Origin of the sequence: Leyella stercorea (genome assembly GCF_019052365.1) — a bacterium.
In the GTDB taxonomy this organism is placed as follows: Bacteria; Bacteroidota; Bacteroidia; order Bacteroidales; family Bacteroidaceae; genus Prevotella.
Genome location: NZ_JAHQUY010000012.1, coordinates 1 through 24,485, shown reverse-complemented (window position 1 = coordinate 24,485; position 24,485 = coordinate 1). Strand labels below are relative to the sequence as shown.

18 protein-coding genes, 1 tRNA gene and 1 pseudogene are annotated in these 24,485 nt (G+C 50.4%); 13 read left to right on the top strand and 7 right to left on the bottom strand.

Annotation, left to right across the window (positions count from 1 at the left end; all coding sequences use genetic code 11):
- Positions 1 to 31: 31 nt before the first annotated feature.
- The 5 genes from mreD to KTQ90_RS03775 form a co-directional block, all read right to left on the bottom strand.
- Positions 32 to 535, bottom strand: a complete 504-nt coding sequence (gene mreD, locus KTQ90_RS03795; protein ID WP_217317272.1) for a rod shape-determining protein MreD — start codon at positions 533 to 535, stop codon at positions 32 to 34.
- Between the two features lie 18 nt (positions 536 to 553).
- A complete protein-coding gene (mreC, locus tag KTQ90_RS03790) occupies positions 554 to 1,414 on the bottom strand; it encodes a rod shape-determining protein MreC (protein WP_217317271.1) in 861 nt (286 codons plus the stop codon).
- Between the two features lie 163 nt (positions 1,415 to 1,577).
- A complete protein-coding gene (locus KTQ90_RS03785) occupies positions 1,578 to 2,600 on the bottom strand; it encodes a rod shape-determining protein (RefSeq protein ID WP_022158061.1) in 1,023 nt (340 codons plus the stop codon).
- A 30-nt stretch (positions 2,601 to 2,630) separates the two neighbouring features.
- Positions 2,631 to 3,224 carry an IMP cyclohydrolase gene (locus KTQ90_RS03780; RefSeq protein WP_217317270.1) on the bottom strand — a complete coding sequence of 198 codons (594 nt, stop codon included), beginning with the start codon at positions 3,222 to 3,224 and terminating at the stop codon, positions 2,631 to 2,633.
- Positions 3,225 to 3,480: 256 nt separating this feature from the next.
- Positions 3,481 to 3,554 (bottom strand) — tRNA-Met (locus KTQ90_RS03775).
- A 156-nt stretch (positions 3,555 to 3,710) separates the two neighbouring features.
- On the opposite strand from KTQ90_RS03775, the gene KTQ90_RS03770 reads away from it, so the two are divergent.
- From KTQ90_RS03770 to KTQ90_RS03720, 11 genes are all read left to right on the top strand, one after another.
- On the top strand, positions 3,711 to 4,106 hold the full coding sequence (locus tag KTQ90_RS03770; RefSeq protein ID WP_217317269.1) for an START-like domain-containing protein: 396 nt from the start codon (positions 3,711 to 3,713) through the stop codon (positions 4,104 to 4,106).
- Positions 4,107 to 4,283: 177 nt separating this feature from the next.
- The gene (locus tag KTQ90_RS03765) at positions 4,284 to 6,191 is read left to right on the top strand and encodes an LptF/LptG family permease (RefSeq protein WP_217317268.1); all 1,908 of its coding nucleotides are present in this window, start codon (positions 4,284 to 4,286) and stop codon (positions 6,189 to 6,191) included.
- A 138-nt stretch (positions 6,192 to 6,329) separates the two neighbouring features.
- The gene (locus KTQ90_RS03760; RefSeq protein ID WP_022158057.1) at positions 6,330 to 7,541 is read left to right on the top strand and encodes a bifunctional 3,4-dihydroxy-2-butanone-4-phosphate synthase/GTP cyclohydrolase II; all 1,212 of its coding nucleotides are present in this window, start codon (positions 6,330 to 6,332) and stop codon (positions 7,539 to 7,541) included.
- 164 nt (positions 7,542 to 7,705) lie between these two features.
- Positions 7,706 to 10,027 (top strand): TonB-dependent receptor, encoded by a 2,322-nt coding sequence (locus KTQ90_RS03755; RefSeq protein ID WP_217317267.1) that lies wholly within the window; start codon positions 7,706 to 7,708, stop codon positions 10,025 to 10,027.
- A 246-nt stretch (positions 10,028 to 10,273) separates the two neighbouring features.
- On the top strand, positions 10,274 to 11,467 hold the full coding sequence (locus KTQ90_RS03750) for a pyridoxal phosphate-dependent aminotransferase (RefSeq protein WP_022157246.1): 1,194 nt from the start codon (positions 10,274 to 10,276) through the stop codon (positions 11,465 to 11,467).
- 184 nt (positions 11,468 to 11,651) lie between these two features.
- Complete coding sequence (locus KTQ90_RS03745) at positions 11,652 to 12,488, top strand: MotA/TolQ/ExbB proton channel family protein (protein WP_022157245.1); 837 nt, start codon at positions 11,652 to 11,654, stop codon at positions 12,486 to 12,488.
- Between the two features lie 30 nt (positions 12,489 to 12,518).
- Positions 12,519 to 13,133: an ExbD/TolR family protein gene (locus KTQ90_RS03740; RefSeq protein ID WP_217317266.1), complete on the top strand. Its 615-nt coding sequence runs from the start codon at positions 12,519 to 12,521 to the stop codon at positions 13,131 to 13,133.
- Positions 13,134 to 13,136: 3 nt separating this feature from the next.
- Positions 13,137 to 13,784: an ExbD/TolR family protein gene (locus KTQ90_RS03735; protein ID WP_022157243.1), complete on the top strand. Its 648-nt coding sequence runs from the start codon at positions 13,137 to 13,139 to the stop codon at positions 13,782 to 13,784.
- Positions 13,785 to 13,814: 30 nt separating this feature from the next.
- A complete protein-coding gene (locus KTQ90_RS03730; protein ID WP_217317265.1) occupies positions 13,815 to 14,645 on the top strand; it encodes an energy transducer TonB in 831 nt (276 codons plus the stop codon).
- A 356-nt stretch (positions 14,646 to 15,001) separates the two neighbouring features.
- On the top strand, positions 15,002 to 15,973 hold the full coding sequence (locus KTQ90_RS03725) for a PstS family phosphate ABC transporter substrate-binding protein (protein WP_217317264.1): 972 nt from the start codon (positions 15,002 to 15,004) through the stop codon (positions 15,971 to 15,973).
- Between the two features lie 118 nt (positions 15,974 to 16,091).
- Entirely contained in the window at positions 16,092 to 17,513 is a 1,422-nt protein-coding gene (locus tag KTQ90_RS03720; protein ID WP_217317263.1) for a tetratricopeptide repeat protein, read from the top strand.
- A 303-nt stretch (positions 17,514 to 17,816) separates the two neighbouring features.
- Here KTQ90_RS03720 and KTQ90_RS03715 read toward each other — a convergent pair whose 3' ends face one another.
- Positions 17,817 to 18,824, bottom strand: coding sequence for a class II fructose-bisphosphate aldolase (locus KTQ90_RS03715; protein ID WP_022157239.1), 1,008 nt, complete (start codon positions 18,822 to 18,824; stop codon positions 17,817 to 17,819).
- 365 nt (positions 18,825 to 19,189) lie between these two features.
- On the opposite strand from KTQ90_RS03715, the gene KTQ90_RS03710 reads away from it, so the two are divergent.
- Complete coding sequence (locus KTQ90_RS03710) at positions 19,190 to 22,399, top strand: SusC/RagA family TonB-linked outer membrane protein (protein ID WP_217317262.1); 3,210 nt, start codon at positions 19,190 to 19,192, stop codon at positions 22,397 to 22,399.
- A 21-nt stretch (positions 22,400 to 22,420) separates the two neighbouring features.
- Positions 22,421 to 24,076, top strand: coding sequence for a RagB/SusD family nutrient uptake outer membrane protein (locus KTQ90_RS03705; RefSeq protein WP_217317261.1), 1,656 nt, complete (start codon positions 22,421 to 22,423; stop codon positions 24,074 to 24,076).
- A gap of 158 nt (positions 24,077 to 24,234) precedes the next feature.
- On the opposite strand, the pseudogene KTQ90_RS03700 reads toward KTQ90_RS03705, so the two are convergent.
- Positions 24,235 to 24,485 (bottom strand): annotated as a pseudogene (locus tag KTQ90_RS03700) (IS4 family transposase); the annotation flags it as partial.

Genomic DNA, 24,485 nt, shown 5'->3' with positions numbered 1-24,485 from the left:
ACTTCTAAAAAATACAAATACTACTTTCTTACTAACGTTTGCTTCTGAAGTTCTCTATCACCAATATGAGTATGATGGTGAGCAGGGCGCTGCCGCCGATGCTTGAGAGCCATTGAACCCAGTTGTAGAAGTTGAATGCTTCGAGCGAGAAGAACGCTAAGCAATAGATAACCACGAGGATGATGGTGTAGTTGGCGTATTTGCTTGAGCCGAATGTGAATGGTGACGGGCGCAGGTCTTCAGCACTGTCGCGCGGGGCAAACAGTTCGATGACGTAAGGCTGCAGAAAGCCCACGAGAGTCATTGCTGCGGCAGCCACGCCCGGAGTGTTCGAGAAGATGTCTACAAGAAGACCCATCGCGAAGCACCATAGCAGCGTTGCCCACTTCGACTCTCCGCGCTGTATGGTAAGTGCGAAGTAGACGTAGAGCAAAGGCGTAGCGCATCCGAAGACGCTGATGTGGTTGAGCAGCAGCGTCTGCACGAGGAGCAGCACAATGATGAATATTATGTTTCTGATGAAATTCAGGCTCATTTGATTTCTTCTATATATTTATTGGCGTGCCTTCAGAGAATCCTCCGCAGCACGCAGTAATTCGAGTTTCTTGTCCATCTCGCGGTCGTTGATGACGCTCACGTCGCGCAGACGTGCAAAGTCGGTAGACAGAGAGATGTTGAGACGATACGAGAGTCCGTTGTCGGAGTTGTACACATGCTTGATGCGTCCGACGATGATGCCCGGCGGGAATACCGACGAGTAGCCCGACGTAACGACGAAGTCGCCCAAACGGAAGTGAGCATGTCGCGGAATATCCTCTACGTAAGCCGACTCCGGCGAACCGCCATGCCAGCGCAGATAGCCGAAGAAGCCGCGTCCGCGTATGGTGCAGCTGATGTTCGACTGCTCGTTGAGCACCGGAATAATCACCGAGTAGTGCTCGTTGCAGAGATAGACGATGCCCACGATGCCCTGACCGCACACCACGCCCATATCCTTGCGCACGCCGTCGGCGCTGCCTTTGTCGATGGTGATGAAGTTGTTAGCCTTGTCGAGCGACGAGCTGACGACCTTTGCCGGAATGGTCTCATAGTCGCGCATAACGTTCTGTTGCAGTCGTTCGACGAGGGTAGTGTCCTTGTTTGTCTTCAGCACCTGCTCGCGCAGCATCTCTACTTCGCGTTCGAGGTAAATATTGCGGTCGGTGAGTTGTCGGTTCACTTCGGTAAGAGCGAAGTATTGCTTAACGGACGAGTCCCATTCGTACATCTTTCCCGCTACGGCATTGGCTGACGAGAACCACACGCTGCCCTGATAGCTGTTGTATTTGAACAGCAGAGTGAGGCTCACCACCTCCAGCAGGAGGAAGACGAACCAATGGTTGTGGCGTGAAAGAAAATCTAATAAGTTGCGCATAGTCGAAAAGTAAAAAAGTAAAAGAGTAAAAAAGTAAAAAGCAGAGGGCGTATCATCGTTCCAACTCTTTTTACTCTTTTACTTTTTTACCTTCTTACCTTTAAATGTTATTTATTGTTGAGAGCTTTTTACTCTTTTACTTTTTTACTCTTTTACTTTTAGCTTATCTCATAAGGAATGAGAAGCGGTCGATGTTCTTAAGAGCAACACCCGCACCGATAGCTACGCTGTGCAACGGATCTTCGGCGATGTGGAACGGGATGTTGATCTTCTCTTGCAAGCGCTTGTCGAGACCGCGCAGCAGAGCGCCGCCACCACTGAGGTAGATGCCATTCTTCACGATGTCGGCATAAAGCTCAGGCGGAGTGTTCTCAAGAGCAGAGAGCACAGCGTTCTCAATCTTTGCGATAGTCTTGTCGAGGCAGTGAGCAATCTCCTGATAGCATACCGGCACCTCCATTGGGAGAGCGGTGATGCGGTTCGGACCGTGAACGATGAAGTCCTCAGGTGCCTCGTCGCCAAGCTCGGTGAGAGCCGATCCGACGTGAATCTTGATACGCTCAGCCATACGCTCAGAAACCTTCACGTTGTGCTGGCGCGACATATACTCCTGAATGTCGGCAGTGAGGTCGTCACCCGCAGTGCGGATAGAGTTGTTCGACACGATGCCGCCGAGTGAGATGACAGCAATCTCTGTAGAACCGCCACCTATGTCGACAATCATGTTGCCCTCCGGCGCTTCTACGTCGATACCGATACCGATGGCAGCAGCCATAGGCTCGAAGATGAGGTATACGTCTCGTCCGTCAGCATGTTCTGCGCTGTCGCGCACGGCGCGCAGTTCAACCTCTGTAGAACCCGAAGGAACGCCGATCACCATACGCAGCGACGGGGTGAAGAGGCGGCTGCCAGAGTGTACCATCTTGATGAGTCCGCGCATCATCTGTTCGCAAGCGGAGAAGTCGGCTATGACTCCATCGCGGAGTGGGCGAATGGTTCGGATGTTGTCGTGAGTCTTCTCATACATCATCTTTGCCTTCGAGCCGACAGCAATCATTTTGTCTGTGCGACGGTCGAGTGCCACTACCGAAGGTTCATCAACAACAATCTTGTCGTCGCTGATGATGATGGTGTTGGCAGTGCCGAGGTCCATCGCAATTTCCTGTCTGAATGAAAAAAATCCCATTTATTGAGTTTTGAATTATGAGTTTTGAGTTTACTTTGCAAACCAAGCGTGGATTGCAGTATCGTAGTGGCTGCTTACGCCGAATGCGCGCTCAGCGAACATCTTGCGCTCAGCGAGAGTGGTCTCTGCGCCGTTAGCGTTGAGGATGTCGAGGAGCACCTTGTACTCAGCCTTGCTCGGAACGATCACCACATCGTTGAAGTTCTTTGCGCCGGCGCGGATGAGCGAGATGCCGCCTATGTCGATCTTTTCGATGATGTCGGTCTCAGAAGCGCCGCTTGCTACGGTCTGCTCGAACGGATAGAGGTCAACGATAACGAGGTCGATTTCAGGGATGGCGTATTCTGCCATCTGCTGGCGGTCGCCTTCGTTGTCGCGGCGAGCGAGGATGCCACCGAAGATGCGTGGGTGCAGAGTCTTAACACGTCCGCCGAGGATTGACGGATAAGAAGTGACGCTTTCTACAGCCTGGCACTCGTAGCCAAGCTTCTCGATGAACGCCTGAGTGCCACCGGTAGAGAGGAATTTAACACCTTCTTCGTTGAGCTTCTTCAGGAGCTCGTCGAGACCATCCTTATGGAATACAGAAATAAGCGCGGTCTTGATTTTTTTTGTTCCAGCCATTGTTTCTTTTATTATTGTTGATTATCCTTTTACTCTTTGTTGTTATCAGTCGTAATTGTCGTTAGACGCGGTTGTTATGCGCTTTGTGGCAGCGTCTTTCGCACACTTTACGAAAATCAATGCAAAGGTACTAAAAACCAAGAATATAACGTGTTAATTGTAGAAAAAATGCGGTAAAAGATGTGTTAAATCTGCTTTTAATTGATATAGATGTAAAAAAAACGAGTTAAAGAATTGTCTTTAACTCGTTCTTTTGTAGCGGGACCCAGGATTGAACTGGGGACCTCATGATTATGAATCATGCGCTCTAACCAGCTGAGCTATCCCGCCATCGTTCTTGATTGTGAGTGCAAAGGTAATGCTTTTTTGTTAATCTCCAAAACTTTTTTCAAAAAAAATCTCTTTTGTATGCAAATTATTTATTTTTTCCTTAACTTTGCACTGTCACTACATTATATATATAGTAATTACGCTACTAAAAACGATATGGATAAAAACAAAATCACAGTCGAACACCTCCTCAACTCAACCTCGAAGAACATAATTTGGCAGCTCATAGGTACCGATTCGGGTCTTCAGAAGTGGATTGCCGACAGCGTTACGCTCGACGGCGACCAGCTCACCTGCGCCTGGGGCGATGCCAACCGCCACCATGAAGTGCGCATGGCTACGGTCAGCGTGCTCGAAAAGTTCGGTCGCATACGCTGGTCGTGGGACGACGAGACCGACGGCTCGTATGTAGAGATACGCATGGAGAAAAGCAACCTCACCGGTGGCTATATGCTCTCTGTCACCGACTTCACCGACGACGGCGACAAGGAGTGGCTGATGGACATTTGGACGCACAACTTCGAGCGTCTGCGCCGCAGATGCGGAGTGTAGATGTAGACAGAGCGGCTCAGTGAAGCCGTAAAAATACTAAAATCATTTAATTTCGGGGAGTATATGAAATATTTATGCTAATTTTGCAGCATAAAAGTCAACATATACCCACCTCTTATATGTATGCTCCGGCGGCACGTTCCGCCCTATATATATAATAAGGTAAAAACTCTCACGATGTTTCGTATAAAGAAATTAGATATTTTCATTGCAAAGCAGTTCGGTCTTTTGTTCATAGGAACGTTCTTCATCTGCCAGTTTGTGCTGATGATGCAGTTCCTATGGAAGTATGTCGACGAGCTTATCGGCAAGGGTCTCTCCATGGACGTGCTTGCCGAATTTTTCTGGCACATGGGTCTTATGCTTGTGCCGCAGGCTATGCCGCTTGCAATATTACTTTCCTCGCTTATTACCTTCGGAAATCTCGGCGAAAGCTCAGAGCTTACAGCCATTAAAGCCGCCGGCATCTCGCTCATGCAGGCTTTCCGCTCGCTCATAGCCATCAGTCTGGCTATCTGCGTGCTCTCCATATACTTCCAGAACTCAATCGGACCCGAAGCTCACCGCAAGCTCGCCGTGATGCTGATGTCTATGAAGCAGAAAAGTCCAGAACTGGAGATACCCGAAGGCGTGTTCTACGACGGCATACCAAGCTCTAACATCTACGTCTCGAAGAAGAACATGGACACCGGCAAACTCTACGGCATCATGATATACCGCATGACCGGCTCTTACGAAGACCAGGCGATAATACTTGCCGACTCGGGTATGCTGCAGTCGACAGCCGAGAAGAAGCATCTGCTGCTTACGCTGTGGAGTGGCGAGTGGTTCGAAAACATGCAGTCGCAGGAGATGGCAGGTAGCGCTTCGGTGCCTTACCGTCGCGAGTCGTTCGTGCATAAACAGATAGTGCTCGACTTCGACACCGACTTCAACGTGACAGACGGATCGTCGCTCTCCAACGACGCACGCGGAAAGAGTTTCACGCAGATAACCCACGATATGGACTCGCTGAAGCATGTGTACGACAGCATCGGCAACTCTTACTACACAGCCGACCAGCGTCTGTTCTACACGCTCGGCACGGTGTCGAAGACCGACTCGCTGCGCGCCCTGCAGCTCGCCAAAGGCGCGTCATACAATGTCGACTCAGTATACGCCCGACTCACGCCGCAGCAGAAACGCTCCGCTGTGAGCTATGCGCTTAACCGCGTGGCGTCGCGCAAGTACGACCTCGAGTTCAAGTCGCTCATAACCGACGACGGCGACCGACTCATCCGTCAGCACAAGATAGAGTGGGTGGCAAAGATCACGCTCGCCTTGTCGTGCATCATCTTCTTCTTCATCGGCGCCCCGCTTGGAGCTATCATTCGCAAGGGCGGCTTGGGTCTGCCGGTGCTCATATCGGTGCTCGTGTTCATTCTCTACTACATACTCGACAACTCGGGCTACCGAATGGCGCGAAGCGGCATGTGGACAATCTGGTTCGGCAAGAGTCTTGCGCCAGCCGTGCTCGTGCCGATGGCGGTGTTCTTCACGTACAAGGCGACGAACGACTCCGTTGTGTTCAACGCCGACATGTACGCCAACGCCTTCCGTCGCTTCTTCGGACTGCGCATCAAGCGCCCGATATACCGCAAGGAGGTGGTGATAAACGACCCGCACTACGCCGAGAACCTCGCACAGCTGAAGCAGATGAACCGCGAGCTGACCGAATACTCGCTCACTCACCGTCTGAAGCACGCGCCGAGCTGGGTGAAAGTGTTCTTCAAGTACGAGCCCGACAACGTGATGGAGCGCATCGTGCCGCAGCTGGAGCAGATAATAGAAGACCTGAGCAACTCGCGCGACCGCACTATCATCAACCATCTGAGCCAGTACCCCGTGATATCGGAGCGCGCCCACACACGTCCGTTCGAGCGCAAGTGGCTCAACATCGTGGCTGCCGCCGTCATACCGCTCGGCTTCGTGCTCTACATGCGCATGTGGCGCTACCGCCTGCGTCTGCAGCGCGACCTGAAGGTGGTGCAGGCAGAGAACAAAGTGATAATACGCCGCATCGAGGATATACTCAGCCGACAGTAGTGCACGAGAAAAAGACACAGACAATAATCAGAAAATTAAGAATAAATTTAAAACTAACCAGAGTTGGGCAAGATGTTTGTGGGTAAGAGCAGACACTCCAGCCACCGCAGCCTGCCGACTCATAAATCCTAAAATACTATGGGAGAATTCAAACTGAGCAGCATCGAAGACGCTCTCGAAGATTTTAAAGCCGGACAGTTCGTAATCGTGGTTGACGACGAAGACCGCGAGAATGAGGGCGACCTCATCATCGCAGCCGAGAAGATAACTCCTGAAAAGGTGAACTTCATGCTGAAGAACGCACGCGGCGTGCTTTGCGTACCTATCACCCTCTCGCGTTGCGAGGAACTCGACCTGCCGCACCAGGTGAGCGACAATACGTCGATGCTCGGCACACCGTTCACCGTCACAGTAGACAAACTCGAAGGATGCACCACCGGCGTGTCTATCCACGACCGTGCAGCTACCATAAAGGCGCTCGCCGACCCTGCGTCTACACCGCAGACCTTCGGTCGCCCGGGACATATCAATCCGCTCTACGCCCAGGACAACGGCGTGCTGCGCCGCTGCGGACACACCGAAGCTACAATCGACCTCTGCCGTCTCGCCGGACTCTATCCTGCCGGCGCACTCATGGAGATAATGAACGAGGACGGAACGATGGCACGCATGCCCGACCTGCAGAAGAAGGCAGAGGAGTGGGGCTTGCGCATCATCACCATCAAGGACCTCATCGCTTACCGCCTCAAGAAGGAATCGATAATCGAAGTGGGCGAGGAGGTAGACATGCCTACAGAGTGGGGACACTTCCGCCTCGTGCCGTTCCGCCAGCAGAGCAACGGACTCGAGCACATGGCTCTCGTGAAGGGTGAGTGGCGCGAAGACGAGCCGGTGCTCGTGCGTGTACACTCGTCATGTGCTACGGGCGACATCCTCGGCTCTAAGCGTTGCGACTGCGGACAGCAGCTGCACAAGGCGATGGAGATGATTGAGAAGGAAGGCAAGGGCGTTGTTGTCTACATGCAGCAGGAAGGCCGCGGCATCGGACTCATGAACAAGATTGAGGCATACAAGCTGCAGGAGGAAGGCTACGACACCGTAGACGCCAACGTGCACCTCGGCTTCAAGCCCGACGAGCGCGACTATGGTTGCGGAGCACAGATGCTGCGCCACCTCGGCGTGCACAAGATGCGCCTGCTTACCAACAATCCCACAAAGCGTGTAGGCTTAGAGTCGTACGGACTCGAGATTGTAGAGAACGTGCCAATCGAAGTGATACCTAACGAGTATAACGAGCGCTATCTCAAGACAAAGCGCGACCGTATGGGTCACACCTTGCATCTGAAGTAATAATCAAGTAGCGGAGGTGAAAGCCTCCGCAGCCGCAAGCAATGCTAACGATAAGAGAACAAGAGCTTGGGTGTATGCTATTTGTATATACCCAAACTCATGTTCTCTTCCTTTTTTTATAGAGCAAATGATCTGTTTAGTATTAAAAATAAAAAATAGCGATTATGATTAAGGTAATGATATCGGCGCTTATATCGCTTATGTCTTTTGCTCCGATAATGGCGCAGAACATTAAGGGAAAGATTGAAAATACTAAAGGCGAACCTTTGGCTTTCGTGAATGTCGTGCTTCTGACTCGTGGAGATTCTGCTTTTGTCAAGGGGGCTGTGAGTGGCGAGGATGGTAGCTTTGTTATCGATTCTCCTTGCAATGACGGAATCATTAAGGTTTCATCAATTGGTTATACGACAGCTTTCCGAGATTGTCGTGGAGAAGACATGGGTGTCATCCGATTAAGCGAAGATTCCTGGATGCTCGGCGAAATCGTTGTAAGAAGCCAACTGCCCAAGACGGTGTTGAGCGGTGAAGGAATGACGACGACGGTATCAGGTAGCGTGTTGGAGAAAACTGCCAATATGGAGCAGTTGCTTTCACGCATCCCCAGCGTGTCGGCTAAAGACGGAGATATAGAAGTGTTCGGCAGAGGAACACCAGTAATTTATATCAATGGTCGTAAGATGCAAGACCAAATGGAGTTGCAGCGTTTGCAACCCAGCGACATCAAGAACATTGAGGTTATCAGCAACCCAGGTGCACGTTATGATGCCAGCGTGAAGAGCGTTATACGCATCACCACCAAGAAACCGCAAGGCGAGGGCTTCAGCTTTGACAATAGCACCAGTTTTGTCATCAATGAAGATAAGCGCATGAGTTATTACGAGTCGTTCCAAGGCAACTATCGTAAAGGCGGTTTCGACATCACCGGCTTTTTGTATGGGGCATACACTCATCAACCGGATAACAAGAGAATACAGCAGTATACCTACACCAGCAATACATGGTTGCAGGATACTAAGATAACGCAAGAATATACAAATCTCAATCCGTATGCACGCTTGAATGCCAGCTATATGTTTGACGATGAGAACTCCATAGGTGCGAGTTTCAGTTACGACCGCTATGCAAGAAAAGAAGGTAGGGGACTACAGCAAGCCATGTCATACTGCAATGATCAACTCGTGGAGACATCTCGTGGAGACTATTTCTCTCCTGGTCATACCTCGAAATATCTTGCCAATGCCTATTATGTAGGCAAGATAGGGGCACTCAAAATAGACTTCAATACCGATTACTATTGGTATGGTGACAAGAATAGGATGACTATAAAAGAGAGCGTCACCGGCGAAGACAACCAGATAAAAAACTCTCAAGCCGACTCTTACCGCAACAACCGCAACTCGCTGGTTGCTTCTAAACTTGTTCTTGGTTTTCCACTGTTCAAGGGCGAACTGTCGGTAGGTGGCGAATACTCTTCTCTTAATCGTCGAATGCTATACACCATCGTGCCGGAAGTTACGAGTAATGAGAACGAGAAAGTGAAAGAGTCGATGACTTCGGCTTTCGTAGATTACACCCGCTCCTTCGGGGCGCTTTCTGTGCAGGCAGGTTTGCGCTACGAGTATAACGACTTCGATTATTACACAAACGGGATTCGCATCGACCTTCAGAGCAAGACATACAGCAACTGGTTTCCATCGATTGCCCTCTCGCTACCCGTAGGCAAGACCCAGATGCAACTGACATACGCAGCCGACATCTATCGTCCCAGCTACAACGAACTCAGAAGTGGCGTGCAGTACGACAACCAGTACACATACGAATCGGGAAATCCGTTCCTCACACCATCAATAACGCGCAATCTTACTTACGCTTTCTCATGGAAGTGGGTTAATCTGCAACTGATTTATTCGCATATCTCCGATGAGGTTTGCACGATGACGCAGTCGTATCAGAACGACCCAATAAAGTCGCTTGCCCGTCCAGAAAATATCAACGGCTATAACTCCTTTCAGGCAGGACTGACGCTGAATCCAACCTACGGCATTTGGCATCCCACATTAGAGGCGATGCTCTACAAACAATGGCTCAAGATGGACACGCACGTGGGCAATAAGCTCACTAATCCAGTGGCTGTCTTCTCTTTTACCAACACGTTCGACTTCAAGTGGTTGACGGCTTCGCTCGTAATGACCGCACAGACCGAAGGAAACATGGGAAACAAAAATATACGTAAGGGATATTTCAACACCGATCTCTCTCTTTACAAGGCATTATTTAAAAATCGCTTGACGTTAACCCTTGACGTATCCGACCTATTCGCCACCGGCAATCAGTACCGCACGTTCTATTCCGGCGCTGCACGAACATTGTTTTACGATGCTTACTCCGTCAGTAGCTTCACGCTGGGCATCCGCTATCGCTTTAATGCCACAAATAGCAAGTATAAGGGAACTGGCGCAGGACAAAGTCAGAAGAGCCGAATGTAATTTTTTCGTCACCGATTCCGTCCGCCGTCCGATCGGATTCCGTCCGCCGTCCGATCGGATTCCGTCCGCCGTCCGAACGGATTGCGTTCGCCGTCCGATGCATCAAACTACGACTCTTGATGTTTAAAAAATAACAAAATATCATTTCATTTCGTAGTTTTGTTTTAATTCCTCTATATTTTATTCGCCAAACTCAGAATTTCTTTTTAATTTTGCAAGAAATTATAACTATACATATTTATAATTATGGCAGAATTATCAAATCGCCTCAATCGTCTCGCTCCGTCGCAGACACTTGCAATGTCGCAGAAGAGCGGCGAGATGAAGGCCCAGGGCATCGACGTAATCAACATGAGCGTCGGTGAGCCCGACTTCAACACACCCGATCATATCAAGGAGGCCGCCAAGAAGGCCATTGACGACAACTTCTCACGCTATTCGCCAGTTCCGGGCTACATGGATCTGCGCAAGGCGATAGTGGCAAAGCTCAAGAACGAGAACCATCTCGACTACACAACAAGCGAGATACTCGTGTCGAACGGCGCCAAGCAGAGCGTCTGCAACACCGTTATGGCACTCGTAAACGACGGCGAGGAGGTGATAATACCCGCGCCCTACTGGGTGAGCTATCCGCAGATGGTGAAACTCGCAGGCGGCACACCGGTTATCGTGAACGCCGGCTTCGAGCAGGAGTTCAAGATGACGCCCGAGCAGCTCGAGGCTGCCATCACACCCAAGACACGCATGCTCATCCTCTGCTCGCCGAGCAACCCGACTGGCAGCGTCTACACTAAGGACGAGCTCGCAGCACTCGCAGAAGTAATCAAGCGTCACGAAGGCATGTACGTGCTCGCCGACGAGATATACGAGCACATCAACTACGTGGGCAAGCACGAGAGCATCGCGCAGTTCCCAGGCATGAAGGAGCGCACCATCATCGTCAACGGCGTGTCTAAGGCATACGCCATGACCGGCTGGCGCATCGGCTTCATCGCCGCACCCGAGTGGATAGTCAAGGGCTGCAACAAGCTGCAGGGTCAGTACACAAGCGGTCCGTGCTCAGTAAGCCAGAAGGCAGCCGAGGCGGCATACACCACCTCGCAGGAGTGCGTTGAGACCATGCGCAAAGCGTTCGAGCGCCGCCGCGACCTCATCGTGAGCCTCGCCAAGGAGATACCCGGCCTGGAAGTGAACTGTCCGCAGGGCGCGTTCTACCTCTTCCCCAAGTGCTCGGGCTTCTACGGCAAGAGCTACGAGGGCAAGACCATCAGCAACTCCACCGACCTCGCTATGTTCCTCCTCGAAGAAGGTCACGTGGCAACAGTAGGCGGCGACGCCTTCGGCGACCCCGATTGCTTCCGTATGAGCTACGCCACCAGCGACGACAACATCCGCGAGGCTATGCGCCGCATAAAGGAAACGTTGGCTAAACTGAAATAAAAAAATGTTAAATGCTCTGCAATAGTATGATTATTTGCCATTATTTGCTAACTTTGCCATGCTAAAATAGTGCAAGAAAGCAATTATTGGCAAACAATCCTAATACTATGCAGAAATAGTACTAACATAAAGAGAGAATTTTTTATTAACCATTTAATAACTTATTAAACTTTAAAAAAAAATTATGGCAACTACACAAGCTAAAGCGAATCCGAAAAAGTCTTCTGGATTCCAGGGTGTTAAAAATGCGTTCTTTATCATCCTTGTATGTTTTGTACTCGCAGTGCTTTTCTTCAAGTACATCCTTGGTGCACCTGAGCACTTCGTAAACGGTGATCCGACACAGCCGGTTAAGGACGGTAACCTCATGGGTACAGTCTACAAAGGTGGTGTTGTCGTTCCTGTGATCATCACTCTTCTCTTCTCTGTAATCGCTCTCTCTATCGAGCGCTTCTTCGCTCTCCGCACAGCTTTCGGTAAGAGCTCACTCGGCAAGTTCGTTATCTCTGTAAAGAAGGCTATCGTAGCAGGCGACATGGCTAAGGCTCAGGAGCTTTGCGACAAGCAGCAGGGTAGCGTAGCTAACGTTGTTGGCGCTTCTATCGCAGCTTACAAGGAAATGGAGAATACACCTAACCTCAAGCGCGCTGCTAAGGTATCTAAGATCCAGCAGGCTCACGAGGAGGCTACACAGCTCGAGATGCCTACTCTCCAGATGAACATGCCTATCATCGCAACTATCGTTACACTCGGTACTCTTACCGCTCTTTTCGGTACTGTGGTTGGTATGATCCGTTCATTCGCCGCTCTTGCATCAGGTGGTGGTGGTGACTCTCTCCAGCTTTCAGAAGGTATCTCTGAGGCCCTCGTTAATACCGCTTCTGGTATTTTGACATCATGGGTAGCCGTAGTCTCATATAACTACTATTCAAACAAGATCGACAAGCTGACATACGCTCTTGACGAAGTAGGTTACACTATTGCTAAGACATACGAAGCAAACCACGCAGACGAGGCTTAATTTTACTAACCCTTTAAAACATTTATCATTATGGGTAAAGTAAAAGTTAAGAAAGCGGACGTTTGGATAGACATGACTCCTATGTCTGACGTGATGGTCCTCTTGCTTACATTCTTCATGTTGACATCAACATTCGTGAAGAACGAGGCAGTGAAGGTCGTTACTCCAGGCTCGGTATCTGAAATCAAGGTGCCGGAGACAAATGTCTTGACAATCCTCTGCGATAAGGACGGCCGAATCTTCGTAGGTATGGACAATCCAAGAAGAATGGGCGAACTCGTTCAGGGCATGGCAGACCAGTATGGCGTACAGCTCACCAAGAAGCAGGTAGAGACTGCTCAGGGCGCTGCTACCATCGGTGTAAACATGCAGGATCTCGGATCCGCTCTGAACCAGGAAGACAGATTGAACGAATTCCAGGCTACAAAGGGTATCCCTACTGATAGCGTGGACGGTAAGATGAGCCAGTTCCAGGATTGGGTTAAGATGGCTCGCGATAACAACGGCTCGGATATGAAGCTCGCCATCAAGGCGGACGCAGACACTCCGTACAAGACCATCAAGAAGATGATGTCGGAGCTCCAGGACATGAGCGAGAACCGTTACTATCTCATTACCGCACTTAAATCAAAATCGGAGGACTAAGACATGGCAAAGAAAAAAGCAAGCAGACAGAAAAAGATGCAGACCCGCGTGGACTTCACGCCGATGGTGGACATGATGATGCTTCTTATCACGTTCTTCATGCTCTGTACATCTTTGGCTAAGCCTCAGACTATGAACTTGACCATGCCTTCGAACGACGAGAATATCTCTGAGAAGGATCGTAACGCTGCTAAGGCATCACAGACCATTACAATCTTTGTATGTGGTAACGACAAGATCTATCACGTTGATGGCTTGCCTAAGTATGATGACCCGAACTGTCTGAAGGAAACTACATGGGGCCAGAAGGGTATCCGCTCGGTGCTCTTCAACCACATCACCGAGGATGGCTCGCAGCCTGTTAAGGACATCATGATGGCTAAGGACGCTCTTGACAAGAAGAAGCTCGCTAACCCGGCTGCTTATCCAGAGGAAGTGTATGACGCTGCTCTGACTAAGATCAAGAAGGGTGAGCTCGAGTCTGGCAAGGTGCCGACTATGACCATCATCATCAAGTGTACTGACGATGCATCATACAAGAACATGGTAGATGCACTGGACGAGATGACTATCTGCAGTATTGGTACTTATGTCATTGACAAGATCAATGAGCAGGACGCTAAGCTCCTTGCTTCAAAAGGTATCAAGTAAATGACTAATAATTAAAGAAAGGACGAAGAAATGTCAAAAATAGATTTGATATCCAATGAATGGACTGACCTCGTGTTTGAGGGCAGAAACCAGTCATATGGAGCCTACAAGTTGCGCAAAGGCACTGGCAAGCGTAACGTTTGGGCTCTTGTCATCGTTGGCCTTGCTGCAGCACTCCTCTATCTCGGTCTCCAACTTCAGAAAATGGCAGAGGCAAACAAGAAGGTTGAGAATACTCAGGCCGTAGAGCTTGCCAAGCTGAACACTGAAAAGAAGGAAGCTAAGGTTGAAAAGAAGGAAATCATCAAGCAAGAGCCTGAAAAGGTTGTAGAGCAGGTTAAGTCTTCTGTTAAGTTCACCGCTCCTGTCATCAAGAAGGACGAGGAAGTTAAGGAAGAGGACGAGATCAAGCTCGACGAGGTTCAGAAGAGCGATAAGGCTGTCGGCGCCTTCACCGTTGAGGGTAACGACGAGGTCGGCGGTGCCGTTCTCAAGGCTAAGGAAGAAATCGCAGCTCCCGAGCCTCCGAAGCACGTTGAGGAGCATAAGATCTTCACCGTGGTTGAGCAGATGCCTATGTTCCCTGGTGGCGATGGAGCGCTTATGGGCTACCTCTCAAGCCATATCAACTATCCGACAGTGGCTGCCGAGAACGGCGTTCAGGGTCGTGTAGTAGTAGGCTTCGTTGTTGAACGCGATGGTTCTATCACCGACGTACAGATCTTGCGTGGTGTTGACCCGTCACTCGACCGTGAGGCTATGCGCGTGGTTAAGAACATGCCGCGCTGGACTCCTGGTAAGCAGAACGGTTCAGCTGTGCGTGTTAAGTATCAGGTGCCGGTATCATTCCGCCTCCAGTAAACGCAACGCATTCTAATATCTTGCCTGACTTCGGTCTGGCAGGATTAACATAAACAACCATCCACGTGGCTCCGGCTTTATGCCAGAGCTCATGGATGGTTGTAGCTTAAAATCAGGTTTCTCGAAACCAAATTGTTTCATACCACTCCGCAACTCTTTATTGTCGCTTGTAGTTCTATACTTCTGCGCAATGCAACATTCGGCGCTCTGTAGCGCGATTCACCCCACCGACTGCACATGCGGTCCACTTAATTTGAACTGTATCTCACAATATATATAAGAATTTAGCGTTATACATTCAGTAGCGGCGCAGCCGATACCTGTATGTATCATCTATAATAAAAATAGAAGAAACGATGAAGACTAATTTTAAGAACATATCGATACTCGCTCTCGTGGCAATGATGTTCGTCATGGCTTCGTGCGGCGGCGAGAAGAAACGCAAGGACGGCAGAACCGACACAACAACTCAGGGCGAAATCAGCTTTGCATGTGACGAGAGCTTCAGTCCTATAATCGACGAGCTTATCGGTGTCTACGAGATGCAATGCCCCAACACCAAGCTCAAACCTATCTACACCAACGAGATTGACGGCGTAAACATGCTTCTCAAGCAGAAGACATGGCTCACCATCACCGCACGCAACTTCACTCCGAAGGAGTACACATACGTAAAGGACGGACTGAACATGCTCCCCGAAGCTGTGCGTCTCGCATACGACGGCATGGCGCTCATCTGTAACACTCAGAATCTCGATTCATGCATCAGCGTGAAGGATGTGAAGAACATTCTTTTGGGCAAGAAGACAAAGTGGAACGAGGTAAATCCTGGTTCGAAGCTCGGTGAGATTTGGGTTTGTTTCGACAACCGCAAGTCGAGCGCCGTCAACTACTGCTGCGACTCAATCCTCGGCGGCAAGCCAATCAACAGTCCGAACGTCTTCGCAGCAAAGAACAGCAAGGACGTAATCGACTACGTGGCACGCACACCGAACGCCATCGGCGTAATCGGCAGCAACTGGCTCAACGATAAGCGCGACTCTACCAACACCACATGGAACAAGGCTATCCGCGTGATGTCTGTCTCAAAGCTCGACCATGCTACAGCCATGAACTCATGGAAACCTTACCAGGCTTGGCTGCTCAACGGACGCTATCCGTTCGTGCGTACAATCTGGGCGCTGCTCAACGACCCGAAGCGCGGCTTGCCGTGGGGCTTCGCCCACTTCATCGAGTCGCCCAAGGGTCAGCTCATCCTCTTCAAGGCTGGTCTGCTCCCCTCACGCGGCGAGATAACCATCCGCGACGTGCAGGTGAGCAACCAATAGTTTAGAATTACGAATTTTCGCTAAGATATGCTAATGTTCACGCATCCATTTAAACTAAGTGTGTTGTTATAACATCAATTCAGTAAACGGAATATTAACAAATTAAACAATACGAATTATGAAGACTATTAAATATCTCGTAGCTGGACTGCTTCTCGCAAGTTTGTCAGTACCGGCAATGGCGCAGACATCACAGGCTGATATCGACGCTATCACAAAAGTTATCGTAGATGCTAAGGGCGACGCTGTCGCTACTAAGGATCAGGTTAAGGAATTTAAGAAGGCTCACAAGAAGGACGCTGTAGCTCTCGCAGCTCTCGGTCGTGCTTTCCTTGAGGCTAAGAACTACCAGATGGCAGAGGAAATCGCTAACCTCGCTATCAAGGCTAACGCCAAGAGTGCAGAGGGTTACATCCTCCTCGGCGACATCGCTTCTGCTCAGGACGACGGCGGTAAGGCTGCCGGTTTCTACGAGCAGGGTACTTACTATGAGCCGACTAACCCGACTTCATACGTAAGATACGCTACCGTTTACCAGAAGGTAGACCCGGACGGAGCTGTTGCAATGCTCGAGAAGCTCCGTGCTGTTAAGCCCGACTATCCTGTTGACGCAGCTGCAGGTCGTATGTACTCACGCAACGGTCAGTTGAAGTCGGCTATGGCTCACTACGACAAGGTTGCCGACCCGACAACTATCGAGGACTACATCCTCTTCGACTACGCTCTTACAGCATACGCTCTTGAGGACTACGACAAGGCTGTAAGTCTTGCTCAGAAGGGTATTCAGAAGTACCCGAGCTACGGTGCGTTCAACCGCGTTGTTCTCTACGCTTCAGACAAGCAGAAGAACTACCCGACAGCTGTAGAGTACGGCGACAAGCTCTTCGCAGCTACCGACACTGTTAAGTACACAGCAAGCGACTATACATACTACGCTGATGCTCTCCTGAACGTAGGTCGCATAGACGACGCTATCTCTGCTTACAAGCACATCTCAGAGGTTGACCCGGAGAACAAGGAGGTTAACAAGCTCATCTCTGACGCTTACGTTAAGGCTAAGAAGTTCCCTGAGGCTGTAGCTGCTTACGAGGCTTACCTCGCTGCTAAGGGTGACGAGTGCACATATAAGGAGTACGACAACTTCGCTGACATCTACCTTGAGGAGTCAGAGGCTGCTACAGACGAGGCTGCCAAGAAGGCTGCTCTGAAGAAGGCTGCCGACATCTATGGTCAGATTGCAGAGAAGTACGACTACGCTGCTGTTTATGCTCTCTTCAAGCAGGCTAACTTCTACCACGCTATCAACCCTGACTTGAAGGCTGGTCTTGCGCTTCCTTACTACAAGAAGCTCATCGACAAGATCGAGTCACAGCCGGAGAAGAGCGCAGGCGACTTGAAGAAGCTCGGCACAGCATACCAGTATCTCGCTGTTCACTATATCCAGAACGACAAAGTAGTTGACGCTAAGCAGTGGGCTGCAAAGTTGCTCGAGGTTCGTCCTGACGACGAGACTGCTAAGCAGATTATGAATCTGAAGTAATCGGCTAAAAGTAAGATTACTCTGTAGACTAAATTTGAAAATAACATTTTTTAATATAAAAAGGTGAGCCGTCTGGCTCACCTTTTTCGTTAAATACCATGCCTGGGAGATAGGCTGGCAGATAACTCTATTTGCAAATTATCTGCCAGCCTTTATTGTTCTCATATTGTGATGGTTACACTGTTTCTGGAAGATATGGAGGATTTTTTCACCTACTCGGTTTTATCCTAATAAAAAAGCGCTCGAAACGATAAACGTTTCGAGCGCTCCATTTTATTTAGCTTTAAATGTTAAGCCACTTGATTAGCACTGAGCGAGCTTGCCGTCAGAACCGAGCACATCTGTGATCTTGTGCTTGTACATCTGCTCCATGAGGTCGCGTGCAGGACCGCAGTACTTACGCGGGTCGAACTCACCTGGTTTGTCGTGGAATACCTTGCGAACAGCAGCGGTGAATGCGAGACGAGAGTCAGAGTCGATGTTGATCTTGCAAACAGCGCTCTTAGAAGCCTTGCGGAGCTGCTCCTCAGGAATACCAACAGCGTCAGGCAACTTGCCACCGTACTCGTTGATCATGTCAACATACTCCTGTGGTACAGAAGAAGAACCGTGGAGAACGATTGGGAAGCCCGGGAGCTTCTCCATGATCTCGTCGAGGACGTCGAATGCCAATGGAGGAGGAACGAGCTTGCCAGTCTTCGGGTCGCGTGTGCACTGCTCCGGTGTGAACTTGTAAGCACCGTGAGAAGTACCGATAGAGATAGCGAGTGAGTCAACGCCTGTACGAGTTGTGAAGTCGATAACCTCCTCAGGCTTTGTATAGTGGCATACGTCAGAAGATACCTCATCCTCTACACCAGCCAATACACCGAGCTCGCCCTCTACAGTTACGTCGAACTGATGAGCGTACTCTACAACCTTCTTTGTAAGAGCGATGTTCTCCTCGTAAGGAAGTGAAGAACCGTCGATCATTACTGAAGAGAAGCCAAGGTCTACACAGCTCTTGCAAAGCTCGAAGCTGTCACCATGGTCGAGGTGGAGAACGATCTCAGGATGCTTGCAGCCAAGCTCCTTAGCGTACTCTACAGCGCCCTCTGCCATGTAACGGAGAAGAGTCTCGTTAGCGTAAGCACGTGCACCCTTAGATACCTGAAGGATAACCGGTGACTTCAGCTCTGAAGAAGCCTTGATGATAGCCTGGAGCTGCTCGAGGTTGTTGAAGTTGAATGCAGGGATAGCGTAACCACCCTTGATGGCTCTTGCGAACATATCACGTGTGTTCACCAAGCCCAATTCTTTGTAGTTTACCATAATTGTTTATTGTTTTATGTATAAAAACGTTTGTTTCGTTGCTGGTCTGCCACATTATATAATAATGTATAGCTTTATCCACCTGCAAAGTTAGCATTTTAATATGTAACGGCAAAAGTTATGCACGTTTTTTTTGCCTCGTATTGTCTTGTATCAATGCAAAAAGATGTTGCTAATCAGTCTGATTCGCTCTGTTTTTCAGTTGCTTTTGATACGTAAACTTTAAAATAACGTTTCATTTTTTAATTCTTCGAAACATTTATTTGCTTGATTTTAATATTTTGCCTACATTTGCAATGAATATCAACTATTACATTTACAGCGAATAATAATCTATTGCATATATTAATTAAAATTTATTGAACATGGGAAAAGGTATTTCTAAACAAAACTGGATGTGGGGCATCTTCGGAGTAGCCGCATGTTCTATGTTGTCGTTTTCCTCTTCGGCTTATGCAGGCACTGCTTTCTCCAATGCGACTGAGGTTCAACAGCCATTGCGCGGTAGCATTTCCGTCAAGGGCGTTGTGAAGGATCAGAACGGAGAGCCTATCATTGGCGCTTCCGTTAAGCTTGTTGGATACAAGGCTGCCACAGTTACTGATGTAGATGGTAATTTCGGTCTTCAGGTGCTGCCTGGAGGCACACTCGAGATTTCATACGTAGGCTATACAACAAAGAAAGTGAAGGTCGGCGCTAACAACCGCGACATCGTTGTTGTCCTCGACGAGGACAGCAAGATGCTCAACGAGGTTGTAGCCATCGGTTACGGTACCGCTACAAAGAAGAAGGACCTCTCGGCAGCCGTTGGCGTTGTGAGCAATGTCGACGAGCTGGCTGTGCGCCCCGTTACTTCTACCGAGGGCATGTTGCAGGGTCAGTTGGCAGGTGTAACCGTTGCTGCCGACGGTGGCGACCCTACAGCCGCTCCTAACATCGTGATTCGCGGTCAAGGTTCGCAGAACGGCGACAACGTGCTTTGGGTAGTAGACGGAGTGCCCGGTGCACCGATCGCTTCGCTCAACGATATCGAGTCGATAGTAGTATTGAAGGACGCCGCTTCAGCAGCTATCTACGGCGCGCAGTCTGGAGCCGGCGGCGTAGTGCTCGTGACAACAAAGAAGGCAAAGAAGGGTGCCACATCAGTCTCTTATGAGGGTATGGTAGGTGTGCGCAACGCTACAAACCTGCCCAAGCCGCTCAACGCACAGCAGGAGATAGAGATGCGCAAGCGCTCTTACGCCAACGCAGGTCTGGCTCTGCCTAACGGTTGGGATGAAAAGAAGAACCCGTGGATAGCCACAACCCGCACCAACTGGATGGACGAGGTGTTCCGCACAGCGTTCTACCAGCGCCATAACGTAGCCATCAACGCAGGTACAGACACATTCACCAACCGTCTGTCGTTCGCTTACGACAACGACGAGGGTGTAATGCGCTATACGTTCAACAAGAACCTTGCCCTGCACTATACAGGCAAGTATCAGATTAACAAGTGGGTTTCTATCAGCGAAGACTTCGTATGGAAGAACACCGAGAGCCGCACTACAGACACCAATGAGGGTTACACCGGACCTATCCTCTCGGCTATCTACATGCCGGCAAGTGCCACCGTTTACAGTCCGTTCACAAAGAGCGGTTTCGGCGGAACAACAACCGAGGATCCAAAGTACATCGCTACATACGGCAACAATTTTGCCGATGCTCATGGCGACGCTGTGAACCCAATCAGCACGCTCTCTTCCAAGAACATCTTCGACCGCACCAACGACGCTTGGTCAACCACATCATTGGAGATTGCGAACGTAGTGCCTGGTTTGAAGTTCGTGAGCCGCTTTACATACAACCTGCAGTCGAACCACTACAAAGGCTTCACGCCGCGTCGCGACGAGGTAGGTAAGCCCGACGGCGCCAACTCGCTCACCGAGAGCACATACCGCACCGACCAGTGGAAGACAGAGAACACCCTTACATACGACAATACCTTCGGCAAGCACACCGTAGGCGCACTCTTCTCTACCACAGCCGACCACTTCAACATACGCGGTTTCGAGCTGAACGGCAAGACCTTCGCCGACGAGTCGCCCTATCTGCAGTATATCGCTTACGCAGGCTCCGTGTCTGGCAAGGACTATCTCACAGGCCCTGACGCCAACGTGTCGCTCATCGGCCGTCTGGCTTACTCGTTCGATGACCGCTACTTCCTCACAGCTTCTTGGCGCCGCGACTATGCAGGTCGTCTGCCTAAGAGCAAGAACCACGGCGATTTCCCCGCTGTGACAGCCGGTTGGAAGATTTCTAACGAAGCCTTCTTCCCGAAGACCGACCTCGTGTCGCTCCTCAAGCTCCGCGCTTCTTGGGGTCGTGTGGGCAACCTCGGTTCTATCGGCTACAACTACCGTTCGGCAGTGCTCTCTACAAATTCTTGGCAGGAGCAGGCGCAGTATGGCGTTGAGAAGAACCAGCTGTGGGATACATTCATCTACAACTCTATCGCTCTCAACAACAACCTGACTTGGGAGACCTCAGAGCAGTTCGACCTCGGTCTCGACCTCAATATGTTCAACGACCGTTTGGCTTTGCAGTTCGACTGGTTCGAGAAGCGCACGTTCGACCTCATCCAGACTCAGTCGATGAACTGGCCTGGCTCTATCGGTCTCGACCCGATGCTCATCAATCAGGGCGAGGTGCGTAACCGTGGTCTCGAGCTCTCGCTCAACTGGAACGACCGCATCAATAAGGACTGGTCGTACTACGTTGGCGGCAACTTCTCTTGGCTCAAGAACTGGGTTAGCGACATCGGCGTGAAGGACGCAGACGGCAACGCAGGTGTATGGACCGGCGACGGTTCGTTCCGCAACCTGCCTTACTGCTATCAGGACGCAGAGGGTCAGCCTCTCGGTTCGTTCTACCTCATCAAGAGCGCAGGCATCTTCCAGAGCGATGCCGAAGCAGCTTCTTACGTAGACAAGAACGGCAACCGCATTCAGCCTAACGCAAAGGCAGGCGACTTGAAGTTCATCGACAAGAACGGCGACGGCAAGATTACAGACGCCGACCGTCAGTACTGTGGTTCTGCCACACCGAAGTACACTTTCTCGTTCTCTGCAGGCTTCACATGGAAAGACCTCACCTTCTCTGCAATGCTTCAGGGCGTGGCAGGAGCTAAGGCGATGAACGTAGCCAAGTACATGACACTCTCAGACGTTCAAGGCAACTTCAACCGCGACTCGCGCATCCTCGACGCATGGAGCGAGACAAACCGCGACTCTGACATTCCGCGCCTCTCTAAGAACGACCCGAACGGCAACTTCTCTACAGCTTCCGACTGGTATCTTGAGAATGCTTCATACCTGCGTCTGAAGAACGTGACCGTAAGCTACGACCTCACCAACCTTCTCCGCAAGTGCTCACACTTCGGTTCGCGCAGCAGTCGTTTGAGCGTTTACGTAAGTGGCGAGAACCTCTGCACCATCACCGACTACACCGGCATCGACCCCGAGTGTGGCGGATGGGATGCTATGAAGTATCCGGTGGCTCGCACATTCTCTTTCGGTGTGAAACTTACTTACTAAAACAACTAAAAAGCAATATCTATGAAAGCAAAATATATATTGACAGCCGTTTTCTCTGCGGCACTGTTGAGCTCGTGTAGCGATTTCCTCGACGTACAGAAAGAGGGCGAGCCTACTACGACGCTATATTTCACCAATGACGACCAGGCTGTAGATGCTATCGACGCTCTCTATGCGCCGATTCATCAGGAGGGCCTCTTCGGTCGCGAACTTTACTGGGAGCAGGGCGGTGCGTGCGACATCGTTTGGGGGCGTACGCGCAGCTATCCTACTCTCGCCAACCTCCAGTATACAGGCGATGAAGACCCGTTGAAGGGCACATACGGACGCCTTACCGGCGTCATCTCTCGCGCCAACTGGGTTGTGGAGCAGTTGCTCAAGAAGCAGCAGTCTACTGCGCTCACCGCTGTAGAGACACGCTCGCTCGGCGAGGCGTTCTTCATGCGCGCCTTCAGCCACTTCTATGTTGCCTACCGCTACGGTAACGACAAGCAGGGTGTGCCGTTCGTACGCTACGAGGACTTCCCTGGCGGCTACGACAACTCTATTCCGAAGCAGCAGGCATCGGTAGTAGACAACTACAAGATGATTATCGAAGACCTCGACAACGCCATCAAGTATCTGCCGAACTTCAAGGACTACGGCATCGACAACCGTGGACGTGCCCACAAGGCAGCCGCCGTTGCTTACAAGGCTAAGGTCTATGCTTACTGGGCTGCGTTCGACAGCAAGCAGTGGGAGAACGTGATAAAGATGGTAGACGCTCTTGAGAATGAGTACGGACGCGACCTCGCTCCCGAGTTCGCAGACATCTTCTCTTCCGACTTCTCTAACTACTGGACAAAGGAATACCTCTTCGGCATTGCCGGCACAGGTGGCGACACTCCTGGCGGCTCTGAGTTCCCTGGCGTAATCCTTGAGAACAAGGGTTGGGGCGTCTACAACGGTTGGGGTCAGATCAAGCCGTCGTACGACATCTTCGAGGAGATGCTGAAGGACGGTGCAGGCAACGCCCGCATCACACGCTCTGTGCTCGAATACGGTCAGGAGTTCCAGTTCTTCGGCGAGACACGCAAGTTCTTCTCTACATCAGACGTTGAGTCGGGCTTCATGATCAACAAGTACATGGATCCGTTCAAGTACGAGAATGCCGACAAGAACGGCTACGTAAGCTCTAACGGCAACTGGCCTACAGCGCGCGTTCACATGCCGCTCGTACGCTTTGCCGAGATGCTTCTGTTCCGTGCCGAGGCAAACCTCGTTCTCGGTCATGCCGACCTCGCAGCAAAGGACATCAACCGCGTGCGCAACCGCTCTCACCTCACTCCGCTGTCGGGCAACGCTACATGGGCTGACCTCTATCACGAGCGTCGTTGCGAACTCGCTTTCGAGTACAGCGACCATCTCTACGACCTGAAGCGCTGGTTCCACTCTGGTGCAGCCGAGATTAAGGAGCTTGCTAAGAAGGAGCTGAACGCTCACCCGCGTGCTCGCCACTATGCCGACCGCAGCGACTGGAACAGCACCTTCGAAGTAGGACCGTACGAGGACTATCTCAACGAGGCTAACCCTGCGGTTAAGCCCGTAGAGTACGACGACCATCTCATGGTGTTCCCGTATCCTTCAACAGAAATCACGAAGTCGGGTGGTGCTCTGAAGCAGAACGACGGCTATTAAAAACTCATTAACCGACGGTTACAAACACTCGTTAGCCGTCGGTTACTAATACTTATTAAACTATTGCTGTCCGCTAAAACTCCAAAGAGAATAAAAACCCTGCCCGAAGTCCTTTAAAACTGGACTTCGGGTCTGTTTTTCCCAAAAGTAAGCCCCCTCTAATCAAACAGACTTGGTTCAGGAGGTATTTCCTTAGCCTCTTGAATCATTTTTGCCCAATCTTTTTCAGGCTCTTCAAGGAAAGTGTAGCAGTTCACATAATACATGAGCATGATTCTTATTATTGTAGCCAATCCAGAGAAACTCCAAGGTCGTTTTATACGTTTTTGTATGATCATCAGAAGGAGATTGGCTATCAGGGTGACCCAAATCTGTATCTTGATGGCGTTGGCACTCTCTCCATAGAAGT

Excerpts from the sequence above, each read along its gene's own strand:
- mreD (WP_217317272.1), bottom strand. The coding sequence starts at position 535 with ATGAGCCTGAATTTCATCAGAAACATAATATTCATCATTGTGCTGCTC.
- mreC (WP_217317271.1), bottom strand. The coding sequence starts at position 1,414 with ATGCGCAACTTATTAGATTTTCTTTCACGCCACAACCATTGGTTCGTC.
- KTQ90_RS03785 (WP_022158061.1), bottom strand. The coding sequence starts at position 2,600 with ATGGGATTTTTTTCATTCAGACAGGAAATTGCGATGGACCTCGGCACT.
- KTQ90_RS03780 (WP_217317270.1), bottom strand. The coding sequence starts at position 3,224 with ATGGCTGGAACAAAAAAAATCAAGACCGCGCTTATTTCTGTATTCCAT.
- KTQ90_RS03770 (WP_217317269.1), top strand. The coding sequence starts at position 3,711 with ATGGATAAAAACAAAATCACAGTCGAACACCTCCTCAACTCAACCTCG.
- KTQ90_RS03765 (WP_217317268.1), top strand. The coding sequence starts at position 4,284 with ATGTTTCGTATAAAGAAATTAGATATTTTCATTGCAAAGCAGTTCGGT.
- KTQ90_RS03760 (WP_022158057.1), top strand. The coding sequence starts at position 6,330 with ATGGGAGAATTCAAACTGAGCAGCATCGAAGACGCTCTCGAAGATTTT.
- KTQ90_RS03755 (WP_217317267.1), top strand. The coding sequence starts at position 7,706 with ATGATTAAGGTAATGATATCGGCGCTTATATCGCTTATGTCTTTTGCT.
- KTQ90_RS03750 (WP_022157246.1), top strand. The coding sequence starts at position 10,274 with ATGGCAGAATTATCAAATCGCCTCAATCGTCTCGCTCCGTCGCAGACA.
- KTQ90_RS03745 (WP_022157245.1), top strand. The coding sequence starts at position 11,652 with ATGGCAACTACACAAGCTAAAGCGAATCCGAAAAAGTCTTCTGGATTC.
- KTQ90_RS03740 (WP_217317266.1), top strand. The coding sequence starts at position 12,519 with ATGGGTAAAGTAAAAGTTAAGAAAGCGGACGTTTGGATAGACATGACT.
- KTQ90_RS03735 (WP_022157243.1), top strand. The coding sequence starts at position 13,137 with ATGGCAAAGAAAAAAGCAAGCAGACAGAAAAAGATGCAGACCCGCGTG.
- KTQ90_RS03730 (WP_217317265.1), top strand. The coding sequence starts at position 13,815 with ATGTCAAAAATAGATTTGATATCCAATGAATGGACTGACCTCGTGTTT.
- KTQ90_RS03725 (WP_217317264.1), top strand. The coding sequence starts at position 15,002 with ATGAAGACTAATTTTAAGAACATATCGATACTCGCTCTCGTGGCAATG.
- KTQ90_RS03720 (WP_217317263.1), top strand. The coding sequence starts at position 16,092 with ATGAAGACTATTAAATATCTCGTAGCTGGACTGCTTCTCGCAAGTTTG.
- KTQ90_RS03715 (WP_022157239.1), bottom strand. The coding sequence starts at position 18,824 with ATGGTAAACTACAAAGAATTGGGCTTGGTGAACACACGTGATATGTTC.
- KTQ90_RS03710 (WP_217317262.1), top strand. The coding sequence starts at position 19,190 with ATGGGAAAAGGTATTTCTAAACAAAACTGGATGTGGGGCATCTTCGGA.
- KTQ90_RS03705 (WP_217317261.1), top strand. The coding sequence starts at position 22,421 with ATGAAAGCAAAATATATATTGACAGCCGTTTTCTCTGCGGCACTGTTG.